The following is a 13915-nucleotide window of genomic DNA, read 5'->3' on the forward strand; positions in this document are numbered from 1 at the left end:
ATTATGAGTTATGAATTTTTAATTAAATTTTTCTTTGAGGTAATTATTATGCTTTTGATTATTTTTAATACCTCTGCGCATTGATTGTGCATGGATTCAAACTCTACTACAGAAACATAATTTGTAGCATTTAAAATCTCCAACCAATACATCGATTCATCGCATTCTTTTTGAGAAATTGACAATTTATGGATAAAATCAGCTTTACTTTGCGCGTTAACTGCTTCACGAACATTTGCACCAACTGAAGTAATAGAACGTAAAAATTGCTTACTCATTACAAATTCCTTCTTTTCAGAAACCAACCATTTATAAAAATTAACACCTCTTATTGCTAATTCAAAACTCTTGGTTTTCACCACACTTTCATTCATAACTCATAATTAATAATTTATAATTCTCTACGGATTCGTTGAAGAAACTTCTAAAACTTTTCCGTTAAAATATTTATTTCCGTTAAGAGTAAAATCATAAATATAAGTTGCCATTCCTTCGGCTGAAATTGGAGCTTGGTAACCTGGGAAAGCTTCGTTTAGCATTTCCGTCTGAACTGATCCAAGAGCTAGAACGTTGAATGAGATTCCTTGTTCTTTATATTCTTCGGCAAGTAATTCTGTTAAAGTAATTACGGCGCCTTTACTAGAACTGTAAGCTGCTAATCCTGCAAATTTAAGACTTCCTCTTACGCCGCCAATCGAACTAATCGTTACAACATGACTTCCTTTTTGAAGATATGGCAAGCAAATTCTGGTAAGATTCGCCACTGCAAAAACATTCACTTTATAAATATTTTCAAAATCTGCCTGAGTTGTTTCTGCAAAAGGCTTTAATAACAAAGCTCCTGCATTATGAACAACAGCATCTACTCTTTTCCATGTTGAAGAAAGAAAGTTATTGACTTCATCTAAAGCCGTTTCATCTGCTAAATCAACAGAAAGGCAAGTAACATTTTGATGTTCTAAAAGTGTTTGAGGTATTTTTCTTGAAATTGCCAAAACCTGATGTCCATCATTAGCAAATTTTAGCGCAAGCTCGTAACCAATTCCTCGACTGGTTCCGGTAACAATAATATTTTTCATAAAGCAAAAATAAGCAAATCCAATAAAAGGAACGGTTATTTATTCATCGTTATTTCTTCTGTTGGCGTTATAGCGATTTTAGTCACTGCCGGCAAAAACTCCTGAATAAAAGAAGTCATATGCACAATATCCATTACTTTAAATTCATCTGAAACATGGTGATAATAATCAAAATTCTCAAAATCAAAAGTACTTATTGATTGACACGGTTTTCCGAATTCTTTAAAAAATGAATAATTATCTGATCGGTAAAACAATTTATATTCAGCTTCTTTTGGTAGAAAACCAATCGTCTTTTTACCGGTATATTCGTTTATTTTATCAGCCATATTCGATTTATCAAAACCTGTAATATAAGCCAGATAATCTCGTTTCATTGGCACGCCAATCATTTCAATATTCAATTGTGTGTACAAATTAAAATCTTGCTTTTTCAATTTCTCCACTAAGCTTTTAGATCCAAGTAAACCTTTTTCTTCTCCGGCAAAAAACACAAACAAAATACTGCGTTTATTACTTTTGGTTTTACTAAAATATTTTGCCATTTCAGCAACGGCGGTAACTCCGGATGCATCATCATTCGCACCATTAAAAATTACGTCTGGCTGCTCTTTTAATTCTAAACCAATATGATCATAATGTGCACTCAGAACTACAAATTCCTTTTTTAATTTAGGATCTGTTCCTTCCAGAACACCAACAATATTAAATGCCGGTTTATCAAAATTGGTAAGTGTATCTCGGTAACTTTTAAAATAAGGCTTTACATTATTTTTTTTGAAAAAATCTTCTAAAAACACCGCTGCTTTTTCGATACCTTTTGTTCCGGTATCGCGCCCTTCTAATTCATCTGAAGAAAGATATTTTAGAAAATCCGAAACTTCGGTTTCACTAACTTTATAACTGATTTCGATAGGTTTTGAAGTCGTTTCGGTTACTGCAGATGGATTCGATTTGCAGGCTAAAAAAACAAATGGAAGGAAAAAATAAAGCTTTTTCATAAAGGAAAGATTCTGCTTAAGCTTAGAATTTAAACTTCTAAAGCCGATGGTTTAAAATATTTCTTATATACTTTATATACCTGAATACTTCCTAAAATAACAAAAAACAACGGAATAAAAACAGGCATTATATACTTTGAAAATTGGTTTGTTTTTTGAAAAATGGTCTGTAAAATTACAATCAGACTAAACATTCCCAAAAAAATACCAATCAAAGTTCCTGCAATATAATAATATTTTAACTTTCTTTCAACTGTAATATACTTTCCGTTAAGCAAGTATAAGTTCCAACTTGTCCAGAAAGGCAATTGCAAAAAATTAAAGCAATTTAAAACCACACCAATTACAAATGGCGAATACATTAAATATTTACTTAAGCTATTATTTAAAGTTGCGCCTGAATTAAAATTGAAATAAAACAAATAAGCCAAAACAAACATAAATCCAACGGCAAAAAAGTCAATCACTTTCATTAATTTTTTATTTCTAATAAGTTGTCTTGCAAAAAGCAACGTGAAATAAATAACAAAAGTTTCGACAAAAATGACTCCAAACAAAAAGAAAACCAGATTATGAAGTCCTGATTTTGAGTAAATTTCCAAGCCCACTAAATTCAAATATCCCAACGGAATTGAACCAATGAAACTCACCAGAAATCCTATTGAGATATTTTTTATCTTTTTCATCTTCAAAAATTTATAATCTTATTGTTTTGTGCCAAATGCAATCTGTATTCGCGAATTCCAACTTTATAATTTAAATATGGAACTCCCATTTTATGATTTTCGGCACTTATTTCATACATATAAGTAATGTGTCGCGCCAATTCTTTCCAGGCAAACCAAACGGAATGTTTAGGATCATAAATATGTGTTGGTTCGCTTGCGGCTCCGTTAAGTTCTACGATTTGAAAATTTTCGCCACGTTCCAATTCTTCAAAAGTATTGTACATGATATCAAATCTTCCAAAATAGAATTCCGGAATTTTAGTCGCAACTTCGTTTATCATTGCAGTTAACTTTGGTGTAATCAAATTACTTCCGTCAAGAAATTTTGCTCCACGCGCATGATTTCCAAATGGAACTAAGTTTATCATTTCGCCATTTTGCAAAACTTTATGTAACTCACTTCCGTATTCTTGTTGCAATGCTTCGAGTTGTAATTTGAATCTTGGCGTTTTACAAATTAAATCTTCAATTGTCGAGATTCCGTCGCCGGTAACAATTAAAAATTCTTTCGAAACGATTCCGGTGATTCTTCCTTCTTTCTGATGTGGATGTCGCACATAAAAAATACCAACTTCATTTTTGAACGGAATTAAATCCTGAATCAAAAAATCGAAATTTGCTTTCTTTGCATATTCGGTTAATTCATAAACATTTCTGATTTTCTTTACTCCGGAACCACGCAGACCAATATCAGGTTTGGCTATAAAAGGAAAATAAACGCTGTTGTCAACAATTGTACTTACGATCTTTTTTAAATCTGTACTTTCTCTGATCAAAATAGTTTTCGGATAATGTTCTTTAGGCAGCAAATCATAAATCTGCTTTTTGCTTTCCATTATAAAACCGCCGTTTTTAATCTTTGGATTTGAAGCATTAAAAAAGAAAACTGATCTTGCTTTGATTGCATAATACGCCCAAAGAAAATAAATAGGTACGTACAAAACCTGAAACGGCCAATATTCCCAATTGCTGACTTTATGAAAAAATAGTTTCATCGTTATTTTTTTTAAATACTTATAAAAGAAGTCGAAAAATCTTCAGTTTTGATCAAATCAAAGTACTTCATTGTTCCTTTATTTTGCTTAATTACAACCTGTGTCACGCTTAGTGTTTTCAGAGTATTTTCTCTATTAATAATCAAACCGTTTTCAGAATCATCATTCTGGGTATTTCTATGAAAGTCCAACATATCCAAAGTCGAGATTTCGTTCTTGTCTTTCAGAAAATCAAAAAACCAACGAGAACGACTTTTTCTAATTTCTTCAGAATATAGAGTTACCGATGACCAAATATGATTTTTGGTCACGTCCAACAATGTTTTCCATTTTGTAATTCCGTCCCAAATCAGTTCATACAATTCTTCTTTCTGATATAGAACCAAGGTAAATGGCTCTATATCTTCGAGATTAATTTCATTCCAGAAATCCTTTGGCGAAGCATTCGAAATAATATCTAGAGCAATTAATCCTCGGCTCTTTCTATAAAGAAATAAGGAATCGTGTTTTTTAATTCCTCCATTCAAAAGCACCAAAACAGTTCCGTTTTCATCAACTGCAAACCAGGTTCCGCCAGCTTTTTGATCTTTTGGATACATGATATTTTTACCATTTACACAATAATTCCTTGGCGCAAGAGCTCCGGGACGAATCACTTTTTCATCACGATTGGAAGTTATAATCACAACTTCGTTATTATTTATAAAACTTACTGTACACATTGTTTTCTATATTCTATGGTGGAACGCGCCACACCAAAGTTCTCGTTAACCGAAATATTATTAAGCTGTAAAACAACTACTTTTATCAAAGCCTGATGATGAATGCAATGTTCCAGATTATAGAGTAATTCTCTATAATAATTGCTCTGAATTCTGATTGCAAGTCCATCAATTTCCTGTTCGAGATAGATGATTTTGTTTTCACTTTTCAAGCCCATTTTTATCTCAGTAATAAACTGTTTTGCAAATTCAGTTTCGGTTTGAAGACGAAGATTTCTTTCGCGATTGTCATAATTTAAAATTCCCGATTCGTAACCATTTTCAAGACATTGATACATTTCGAGAATATGCCTAACATGTTCTCCAATTGTTGCGTTGCTTAAAGCTTCGCAAGATTGTGAATAATCCTGATCAGATAATTGATCTAATAGAGAAATTAATTCCTCTAAACTGTGGCGTATTGATTTTAGTAACATGGCTATTTTAGTTTTAGAAGATTAAACAATTTATTTTTATCGAAATAAAGCAATGTTAAACAACACATTAAGGTAAGAATGGCTAACAAAAACAGAAATCCTCCGTCATTTTCTACTACAATTCCTAAGACAAATAAATGAGACAAAATTGCTCCGGTCATTATTCCACTCGCACCAAAGGCTCCAATCCAAGTGGCTTTTGGAATCAGAATTAAAATGGCACAAATTAATTCGGCGATTCCAGACCCAATTCTTCCGTAAGGTTCTATTCCTAAAGTCGAAAAAATATAAATACTTTCTGCTGCTCCGCTAAACTTAAAAAACAAGGTTTGCAATAAGATTCCCGCAGCGACGACTCTTAAAATCCAGGCTAATTTTGCTGTTTTCATGATCGTTATTATTTATATATATTTTTCCAGTTTGTATCTGCTTGCGACTTTAGTTTCGTCTCTTCTTTATTCCAGGTTTTCAAAGTATTATTAAAAAAAGCGTTGTAAAACAGATAAAGTTTACCGTCGATAATCTTGAAAGTTTCAGGATTTATTTCGACTTTTTCGCCGGCACTTCCCATTGCATAAGCGCACCATCCGCCGTATTGAGGTTCATATTTTGACGGATTTTTTAAGAACGCATCTTTATTTTCGCTTGACGAAAATTTATAAATCACACCTTGATAAGAAGCTGAAATTTCTTTTTTTCCTTTGATTGCTTTTCCCTGATTAAAATATCCAACCGGATCATAACCCTGAATTGCAACTTTATTTTCTAAGTTATATTGATTAATTCGTTTCGCATCGTTTTGAGCAAATGAAATACCTGAAACCAAAATCAACACAAATAATACTAGCTTTTTCATCTTATTTTATTTGATATTTGTTAATACTGAAACAAGTAAATCGGTCGAAATGCGCTGCTTAAAATCAGGAGAAATATATTCGAATAAGATATCAGATTCCGGGTTCAAAACAAAAACAGACGGAACTGGTAAGAAATTGGTATTGGCTCCTTTTGAATGTACGTTAATTACTGATTTATAGTTTTCCGGAGCTTCATAAGCAATTCCTACAGCTTTGATAAGTTCTCCTTTTGAATCAGAAAGTAAGGTATATTTTACTTTATCTTTTTCTTCTGTAATTTTTAAATTTTCGGGTGCGTCTGGACTAACGGCAATAATTTGATATCCTGAATCGAGAATTTGTTTTTCGGCTTCAGCCAAAGCTTGCAAATGCATATTGCAATATGGACACCAACCGCCTCGATAAAAAACTAAAACTGTTTTTTTCTTTTTAAGTAAATCAGAAATTTTGACAACTGCATTTTCAGCTGTTTTTAAAGTAATGTCGGGAATTTTCTCTCCTATTAATAAAGGAGCAATATCTGTCGCCGATTTTGGAATCGCGTTTTGTGCGTTAGCAACCGTTGTGAAGGTTACTAAAAAAATAAGGATTAATTTTTTCATAGTTTTTCGTGTTACATCTTTTTGATGATGTAAAATTACTTTGCTATGAAAAAGGAAAATGTCGGCTAATTTACACTTCGCCTAAAATAAATTGTAACTACTAGATGTAATTATGTTTAAACACATCGATATTTAGATTTTGTTTACGTAAAAAGGCATTTCATTTTTATTAATTCACAATAGTTAGTAACGCGTTTACTATGTGATAAAATCTTGATTTTAATGAATATACAGAATGAGTTAATTAATTAAATAAATAAGTTGCTCTAAAAAAGTTTAATCCCTACGGGATATTTTTCTGGTAGATTTTATTATTCTACTACCAATATTTAACTCCTAACGGAGTAACAAAAAAAATATCCCTGAGAAATTATATTGGTAGAAATCAATTTATTCATGTCTACCAATATTTAACTCCCAACGGAGTAACAAAAAAATATCTCGGAGAGATTACATATTGGTAGAAATCCGTTTATTCATGCCAATTTTTGTCCCGTAGGGACTACACTTTATTAAATAGCAACTTGAACTAATTATATTTTGGTAATATCGGGAATGATAATTTCTTTTCTATTATAGGCTAAAAGATTATTCGTTTCCATTTCATTCAACAATTGTGTCGCGGTTTGCCTTGATGTACAAATGATTTGAGCAATATCACTTTGAGTAAGATAATTATCAAGTACAACAGTATTTCCAGTTTGAATACCTTCTTTTTCGGCCCAATCTTTTAGAAACTGATGCAATCTTGTTTTTGCGTCTTTGGAAATTAAATTGGCATAACTATTCTTGATACGCTTCATTTTCAGACCAACAAATTTGGTGTATGAAAGTGCTAAAGTTGGATTTCTAAGTAATAAATCTTCAAAATCCGACATTAGAAAACTGCAAATTGCTACATCGTCGGAAAGGACTTTTGCATATTCTTCGTTTTTAGAATCGGTTTCTAAAGTCAATTCGCCAAACAAATCTCCTTTCTGAATAATATCTTTTATGGTTTCGTTGCCATCGTCATCAATGGCTACAATTTTGATGTTTCCTTTTTTAAGTAAAAAGATTCGGGGTAAATCTGAAGTGGAAAAATAAATAATTTCTCCTTTTGAAGCTTTTTTAAAACCTGTAATAATACACAATTGCTTGATTTGTGAGTAACTCAACGTTCTAAACAATTTATGATCTCGTAAATACCAATATTTTAAATCTTCGTACATAAAAAAGTTTCTTTATGTAAAGATAACCAAATTAAAATCCAAACAAAAAACCCTTTCAAACTCAAATGCTTGAAAGGGTTTTATTTTATATTATTATAAGAAAATTATCCTGCAATAACTGATCTTGAAATTACAATTTTCTGAATCTCTGATGTTCCTTCATAGATTTGAGTAATTTTTGCATCACGCATAAAACGTTCTACGTGGTACTCTTTTACATAACCATTTCCTCCGTGAATCTGCACTGCTTCTACCGCCGTGTCCATCGCCACTTGAGAAGCAAACAATTTTGCCATTGCTCCACTTACATCATAATTTTTATGTTGGTCTTTATCCCAAGCCGCTTTCATACACAAATGACGCGCTGCTTCGATATTAACTGCCATATCAGCAAGTTTAAAAGCAATTGCTTGGTGATTGCAAATTTCAGTTCCGAAAGCTTTACGTTCTTTAGAATATTTTAAAGCTAATTCATAAGCTCCGGAAGCAATTCCTAAAGCTTGAGAAGCAATACCAATACGACCTCCGGCAAGAGTTTTCATCGCAAATTTAAATCCGAAACCATCTTCTCCAATTCTATTTTCTTTAGGAACTTTTACATCACTAAACATTAAAGAGTGTGTATCAGATCCACGAATTCCCATTTTTTGTTCTTTTGGTCCAATAGAAAAACCAGGCATATCTTTGGTCATAATCAAAGCATTGATTCCTTTATGTTTTAATTCAGGATGCGTTTGAGCAATTACTAAATAAACTGATGCTGTGTTTCCGTTTGTAATCCAGTTTTTTGTTCCGTTTACAATATAGTGATCTCCCATATCAACCGCAGTTGTTTTTTGAGAAGTTGCATCACTTCCTGCTTCTGGCTCGCTTAAGCAAAAAGCTCCGTGAATTTCACCTGAAGCCAGACCCGGTAAATATTTTTGTTTTTGTTCTTCAGTTCCAAATTCTTGTAATCCCCAACAAACTAATGAGTTGTTTACAGACATTACTACAGAAGCAGATGCATCGACTTTAGAAATTTCTTCCATTGCAATTACGTATGAAATTGCATCAAGTCCGCTTCCGCCATATTTAGGATCAACCATCATTCCCATGAATCCTAATTGCCCCATTTTTTTAATTTGTTCCGTCGGAAAAATTTGTTTTTCGTCACGTTCAATAACACCTGGCAACAATTCGTTTTGAGCAAAATCTCTAGCGGCTTGTTGAATCATTAAATGTTCTTCGGTCAGATTGAAATCCATAGTCTTTGTAGTTTTATTGTTTTTGAAAACCAAACTTCAGAAAACTTCGTTTATAGAATTGTTCGGTTTTATGTTTTTATTGTTTTTGTTTTTTTAAAAGGCTTCCAAAGATAATTTTTAAAACTCAATTTAACAATGCATGCATATAATTTTAATAGATCAGCAACAATTACGATAACGTTTTCGTAATAATAACGAAATTTAGCGCAACTGACATAAACTTTGCAACGTTTTGTCTAAAATTTAAGAATATAATTGCCTAATAAATTTTATAAAACACAAAAAAATAAGACGATTTTCATCTCAAAAAGATTAAACAAACCTTAAAACGGGTAAAAGCACGTAAAACAAGTCTTACTAAATTGATTATTAATTACATACATTGAAAAAATTTAAAAATCGAAATAAAAAAACATGTCCAATAACAACTTAAAATTAATAAATTAACATTATTTTTGCCCAAAAACAAAATTATCGACAGAATATGAAAAAGATTTTACTATTACTTACACTACTTTTAAGCGCCCAATTTTCGACGGTTTCTGCACAAGCTACACTTGATGTAAATGGCGTTACTGTTCCAAGAAAAATTGAAGTTCAAAATAAAACAATGCAACTTAATGGTGCAGGTGGAAGATCGAAAATGTGGTTGGAAGTTTATGTACAAGCCTTGTATTTATCGCAATTAAGTCAGGATCCAAAATTCATTATTGACAGTGATACTGAAATGGCAATTAGAATTGAAATTACCTCAGCAATGGTTTCTTCAAACAAATTGACAAAAGCAATGAATACTGGTTTTGAGAAATCTGCAGGAAGCAATCTTGAAGAATTACGTCCAAGAATCGAGGATTTCAAAACTTTATTAAGTGATGCTATTAAAGAAAAAGATGTATTTATTTTATGGTACAATCCTTTAGACCAAACTGTGAGCGTAATTAAAAATGATGTTTCAAAAGGAAAAATTCCTGGATTTGATTTCAAAAAAGCATTATTCGGAATCTGGTTATCTGACAAACCAGTTGACGAAACATTAAAGAAACACTTATTGGGACAATAATAATTATCCCAATTTTCTATAAAATTCTTAAGCCGAAAGCATATTGTTTTCGGCTTTCTTTTTTTTGTTTGATAAATTTGAGATAAAATACATTATTCGCATTATTCTATTTTATACTTTTACGCAAACTAAACATATCTCAACAAAATGAAAGATTTATTACAGCAATTTGAAGATAAAGCACCTGAAATTGTTTTTAACTGGAAAGATTCTGAAACAGAAGCCGAAGGATGGACTGTTATTAATTCACTACGTGGAGGAGCCGCAGGTGGAGGAACAAGAATGAGAAAAGGCTTAGATATGAATGAAGTTTTATCATTGGCCAAAACAATGGAAGTTAAATTTTCGGTTTCGGGACCTGCAATTGGAGGCGCTAAATCAGGAATAAACTTTGATCCAAATGACCCGCGCAAAAAAGGAGTTTTGCAACGTTGGTACAAAGCAGTTTCACCATTATTGAAAAGTTATTACGGAACTGGTGGAGATTTAAATGTAGATGAAATTCACGAAGTGATTCCTATGACGGAAGAATGTGGTGTTTGGCATCCGCAAGAAGGAGTTTTCAACGGACATTTTAAACCAACTGAAGCTGACAAAATTAATAGAATTGGACAATTACGTCAAGGTGTTATCAAGGTAATCGAAAACCCAAAATTCTCACCAGATGTTACCAGAAAATATACTGTTGCCGACATGATTACAGGTTACGGTGTTGCCGAAGCTGTTCGTCATTTTTATGCTACTTATGGCGGAGACATTAAAGGTAAAAAAGCAATCGTTCAAGGTTTTGGAAACGTAGGTTCTGCTGCGGCTTTTTACCTTGCAGAAATGGGCGCAAAAGTAATCGGAATTATTGATCGTGACGGCGGATTAATTAAAGAAGAAGGTTTTTCTTTTGAAGAAATCAGAACTTTATTCCTTAATAAAGACGGAAACAAATTAGTTGCCGATAATATGATTCCGTTTGAGGAAATCAATTCTAAAATCTGGACAATTGGTGCTGAAATTTTCACGCCTTGTGCTGCTTCTAGATTGGTACAACAAAGTCAAATTGATAGCTTAATCGCAAACGGATTAGAAGTTATTTCGTGTGGAGCAAATGTTCCTTTTGCTGACAAAGAAATTTTCTTTGGTTCGATCATGGAAGAAGTGGATCATAAAGTAAGTTTGATTCCTGACTTTATTTCAAACTGCGGAATGGCGAGAGTTTTTGCTTATTTCATGGAGAAAAAAGTTCAAATGACTGATGAAGCGATCTTTAATGATACTTCTGAAATTATAAAAAATGCGATTGTAAAAGCTCATGCTTTAAGTTCGTCAAAAACAAATATCAGTGCAACTGCTTTCGAAATTGCATTGAAACAATTAGTGTAATTTAGTTTATACTTTAATTTTAAACGGATCAAATACTTTTATTTGGTCCGTTTTTTTATTTAACCGCAAAGTTCGCAAAGATTTTACGCAAAGTTCACAAAGCTATTTTTAGTTGATCTCGCAAAGGCGCGAAGGCGCAAAGAAAACTTAAAAAAGAAAAACTTTGCGACTCTGCGCCTTTGCGAGAAATAAATTAGCGTGCTTTGCGTAAACCCTTGCGAACTTTGCGGTTAAATTCTCTCTTAGTTTCTAAACAATTTTTACTACTTTTAAACGTTTTTATTTAATACTATTACAAAACTCAGAATCAAAATGACTTCTACGGATTCTTCAGATAAAAAGAAATCTCTATTAATATCTACGGCAATTTATGCTGTATTACTGTTGCTTTTATTTTTCATTCGCTTTTGGCCTCCTTATAATCCGGAAAACAATGTTGCACTTGCAGAAGGCGGCGGCGGTGGTGGTGTAACTGTAAATTTTGGAGACAGTGATTTAGGTTCGGGAGCAAATTATAAAAGTGAAGTTCTGGAAGTAAAAAATGAAGCTAAACAAGCTCCGGCAAAAGCAACTCCAGACGAAGCTATTATTACGCAAGAAAATACAACGGATGATAATGACGTCGTAATTCCGACGAAAGAAAAACCTAAAAAAGCAACTCCGGTTGTTAAACCCGAAGTAAAACCAGTACCCGAAAAACCAAAGGTTTCGAATTCTACAAATGATGCTTTATCGAGCATTTTAAAAGGATCAAACAAAGGCGGTGATGGCGATGATAAAGTTGCAGGAAATAAAGGAAAAGCAAACGGAAGTTTAGGATCTAGCGGTTATTATGGCACTGGAGGTTCCGGTGGCAGAACTGGCGGAGGAAACGGAACAGGAAATGGTATTGGCACCGGAAGCGGTTACGGAGCCGGAAGCGGTGGTGGTTCTGGCGGAGGATCTGGATATTCTTTAAACGGTCGAAAAGCATTATCGAAACCTGCACCAAAATATACTTGTGACGAAGCCGGAAAAGTAGTTGTTGAAGTTACTGTTGATCAAAGCGGAAAAACTATTAGCGCAATTCCAGGAGTAAAAGGAACAACAAACACAGCAAAATGTTTACTGGATCAGGCAAAAATTGCAGCTATGAATACAAGATGGTCTCCTGATAGTAATGCAGCTGCAAAACAAATTGGAAATATAGTCTATAATTTTAGCTTGGATTAAAACACGAATTGCACAGATTTGCACGAATAGAAAAAGGCTTTCTGAAATATTTCAGAAAGCCTTTTTTAATGTTTATTTCTTTTGTTTGTCTGGTTTTGTCATTTCGACCGAAGGGAGAAATCACACGAGAAACTCCGCAAACAAAGTCAATTTTTGTCGAGCTACTCGCAGGGATTTCTCCCTTCGGTCGAAATGACAAACTTTGTGGTCACTTTTCTATGCGGAGTTACTCGTGTGATTTCTCCCTTCGGTCGAAATGACAAGACTGTACTTATTCTATTAAGATTGCTTCGTTCCTCGTTTTCTTTAATCTATTCTCTTTCTTCTATACTCTTTCTTCTTTACTCTTTCCTCTTTCTTCTTCTACGCTCTCTTTTTTTTGCGTGAGGGATAGAAGGAAGCTACCGAAGTAGCGCGGATAGCCCGACAGCATTTAAGAAAAGGCCTAATGATCGCAATGAAACTTAGGCCTTTTCTTAAATGCTGGCACGCCCAGATTATAATTTTACTTTTCGTTAAAACACGAATTGCACTAATTAATACCAATAGAAAAAGGCTTTCTGAAACATTCCAGAAAGCCTTTTTTATTTAGAAATTAATGTAAACAAATAATTTATTTCATTAATTCATATTCTTTAATACCAACAAAATTTTCAGTAAGATTAATTTCAGGCCTACCTAAAACGATTCCCATATTAACGGCACATCTTACAAAATATTCCTTTCCTTGTTCTATGTTTATTTTTACTTCTTCTTTTGTTTCTAATACTCCATAGAAAGTCTGTGTTCCAAATTTCTTTGTTTTATAGGCAAACTTCTCTCCGTTTCTTAATCTTCCAACGATAGAATCATTTACATCTTTAATTTTATATCCTAATAAACCTCCGGCTCCATTGCTTGGTCTGTAAAAATAAACTATTGCATAATCTGCATTTTCAGGAAGTCTTGATTTGTTCTTTAAGCTTCTTTTTTGAGCCAATACAGATAAAGCTTCGGCATCTACATTTCGATATAATTTTGCTTTAATTCTATAACAAGTACTTCCAAAAGTACTCGGTTTTTTAAGTTCTGTAATTTTAATAATATTTGCTCCTGCATTTCTTGCTGCATTTGTAGCATCGGCAATAACTTTATCATAACCACAATCTGTTGTGAATCCTGAGTCTCCAATTTTTAAATCTCCAATAAGATCGGAACTATTTGGTACTTCTTCTTTTTCATCAAGAACAATTATTGGACTACTATTTTCTAGTTTCTGAAAATTTTTATTTACTATTTTCGTCGAAACACTAGTTGAACAACTAACTAACAATGCGGATGTGACAATTAAAAAAACTAATCTCTTCATTTT

Annotated in this window: 16 protein-coding genes; 3 read left to right on the forward strand and 13 right to left on the reverse strand. The window is 32.8% G+C overall.

Going from position 1 to position 13915, the window contains the following annotated elements; genetic code table 11:
• Positions 1 to 8 precede the first annotated feature (8 nt).
• The 12 genes from WN975_RS16390 to WN975_RS16445 form a co-directional block, all read right to left on the reverse strand.
• Positions 9 to 374 (reverse strand): four helix bundle protein, encoded by a 366-nt coding sequence (locus WN975_RS16390; protein ID WP_337967448.1) that lies wholly within the window; start codon positions 372 to 374, stop codon positions 9 to 11.
• Between the two features lie 27 nt (positions 375 to 401).
• The gene (locus tag WN975_RS16395) at positions 402 to 1079 is read right to left on the reverse strand and encodes an SDR family NAD(P)-dependent oxidoreductase (RefSeq protein WP_337967449.1); all 678 of its coding nucleotides are present in this window, start codon (positions 1077 to 1079) and stop codon (positions 402 to 404) included.
• 35 nt (positions 1080 to 1114) lie between these two features.
• Positions 1115 to 2080, reverse strand: coding sequence for a M20/M25/M40 family metallo-hydrolase (locus WN975_RS16400; protein ID WP_337967450.1), 966 nt, complete (start codon positions 2078 to 2080; stop codon positions 1115 to 1117).
• Between the two features lie 29 nt (positions 2081 to 2109).
• The gene (locus tag WN975_RS16405) at positions 2110 to 2766 is read right to left on the reverse strand and encodes a hypothetical protein (protein WP_337967451.1); all 657 of its coding nucleotides are present in this window, start codon (positions 2764 to 2766) and stop codon (positions 2110 to 2112) included.
• A 2-nt stretch (positions 2767 to 2768) separates the two neighbouring features.
• Entirely contained in the window at positions 2769 to 3803 is a 1035-nt protein-coding gene (locus tag WN975_RS16410; RefSeq protein WP_337967452.1) for a D-alanine--D-alanine ligase, read from the reverse strand.
• An 11-nt stretch (positions 3804 to 3814) separates the two neighbouring features.
• Positions 3815 to 4525 carry an NRDE family protein gene (locus WN975_RS16415; protein WP_337967453.1) on the reverse strand — a complete coding sequence of 237 codons (711 nt, stop codon included), beginning with the start codon at positions 4523 to 4525 and terminating at the stop codon, positions 3815 to 3817.
• Positions 4513 to 5001: a DinB family protein gene (locus WN975_RS16420; RefSeq protein WP_337967454.1), complete on the reverse strand. Its 489-nt coding sequence runs from the start codon at positions 4999 to 5001 to the stop codon at positions 4513 to 4515. Before WN975_RS16420 ends, WN975_RS16415 begins: the two co-directional genes overlap by 13 nt.
• A gap of 2 nt (positions 5002 to 5003) precedes the next feature.
• A complete protein-coding gene (locus WN975_RS16425; protein ID WP_337967455.1) occupies positions 5004 to 5390 on the reverse strand; it encodes a DoxX family protein in 387 nt (128 codons plus the stop codon).
• Between the two features lie 8 nt (positions 5391 to 5398).
• Positions 5399 to 5857, reverse strand: a complete 459-nt coding sequence (locus WN975_RS16430; RefSeq protein ID WP_337967456.1) for a YHS domain-containing (seleno)protein — start codon at positions 5855 to 5857, stop codon at positions 5399 to 5401.
• Between the two features lie 6 nt (positions 5858 to 5863).
• The gene (locus WN975_RS16435) at positions 5864 to 6460 is read right to left on the reverse strand and encodes a peroxiredoxin-like family protein (protein ID WP_337967457.1); all 597 of its coding nucleotides are present in this window, start codon (positions 6458 to 6460) and stop codon (positions 5864 to 5866) included.
• Positions 6461 to 6993: 533 nt separating this feature from the next.
• A complete protein-coding gene (locus tag WN975_RS16440) occupies positions 6994 to 7671 on the reverse strand; it encodes a Crp/Fnr family transcriptional regulator (protein ID WP_337967458.1) in 678 nt (225 codons plus the stop codon).
• Between the two features lie 104 nt (positions 7672 to 7775).
• Positions 7776 to 8918, reverse strand: a complete 1143-nt coding sequence (locus tag WN975_RS16445) for an acyl-CoA dehydrogenase (RefSeq protein WP_337967459.1) — start codon at positions 8916 to 8918, stop codon at positions 7776 to 7778.
• 484 nt (positions 8919 to 9402) lie between these two features.
• Here WN975_RS16445 and WN975_RS16450 point away from each other — a divergent pair, with 484 nt between their 5' ends.
• The 3 genes from WN975_RS16450 to WN975_RS16460 all read left to right on the forward strand — a co-directional run bounded on the left by WN975_RS16450 (position 9403) and on the right by WN975_RS16460 (position 12564).
• Positions 9403 to 9978 carry a chalcone isomerase family protein gene (locus WN975_RS16450; RefSeq protein WP_337967460.1) on the forward strand — a complete coding sequence of 192 codons (576 nt, stop codon included), beginning with the start codon at positions 9403 to 9405 and terminating at the stop codon, positions 9976 to 9978.
• A 147-nt stretch (positions 9979 to 10125) separates the two neighbouring features.
• Positions 10126 to 11352: a Glu/Leu/Phe/Val dehydrogenase dimerization domain-containing protein gene (locus WN975_RS16455; protein WP_337967461.1), complete on the forward strand. Its 1227-nt coding sequence runs from the start codon at positions 10126 to 10128 to the stop codon at positions 11350 to 11352.
• Positions 11353 to 11664: 312 nt separating this feature from the next.
• Entirely contained in the window at positions 11665 to 12564 is a 900-nt protein-coding gene (locus tag WN975_RS16460; protein ID WP_337967462.1) for an energy transducer TonB, read from the forward strand.
• 613 nt (positions 12565 to 13177) lie between these two features.
• Here WN975_RS16460 and WN975_RS16465 read toward each other — a convergent pair.
• Positions 13178 to 13912: a hypothetical protein gene (locus tag WN975_RS16465; protein ID WP_337967463.1), complete on the reverse strand. Its 735-nt coding sequence runs from the start codon at positions 13910 to 13912 to the stop codon at positions 13178 to 13180.
• Positions 13913 to 13915: the final 3 nt, after the last annotated feature.

The organism is uncultured Flavobacterium sp., from assembly GCF_951805225.1.
GTDB lineage: Bacteria > Bacteroidota > Bacteroidia > Flavobacteriales > Flavobacteriaceae > Flavobacterium.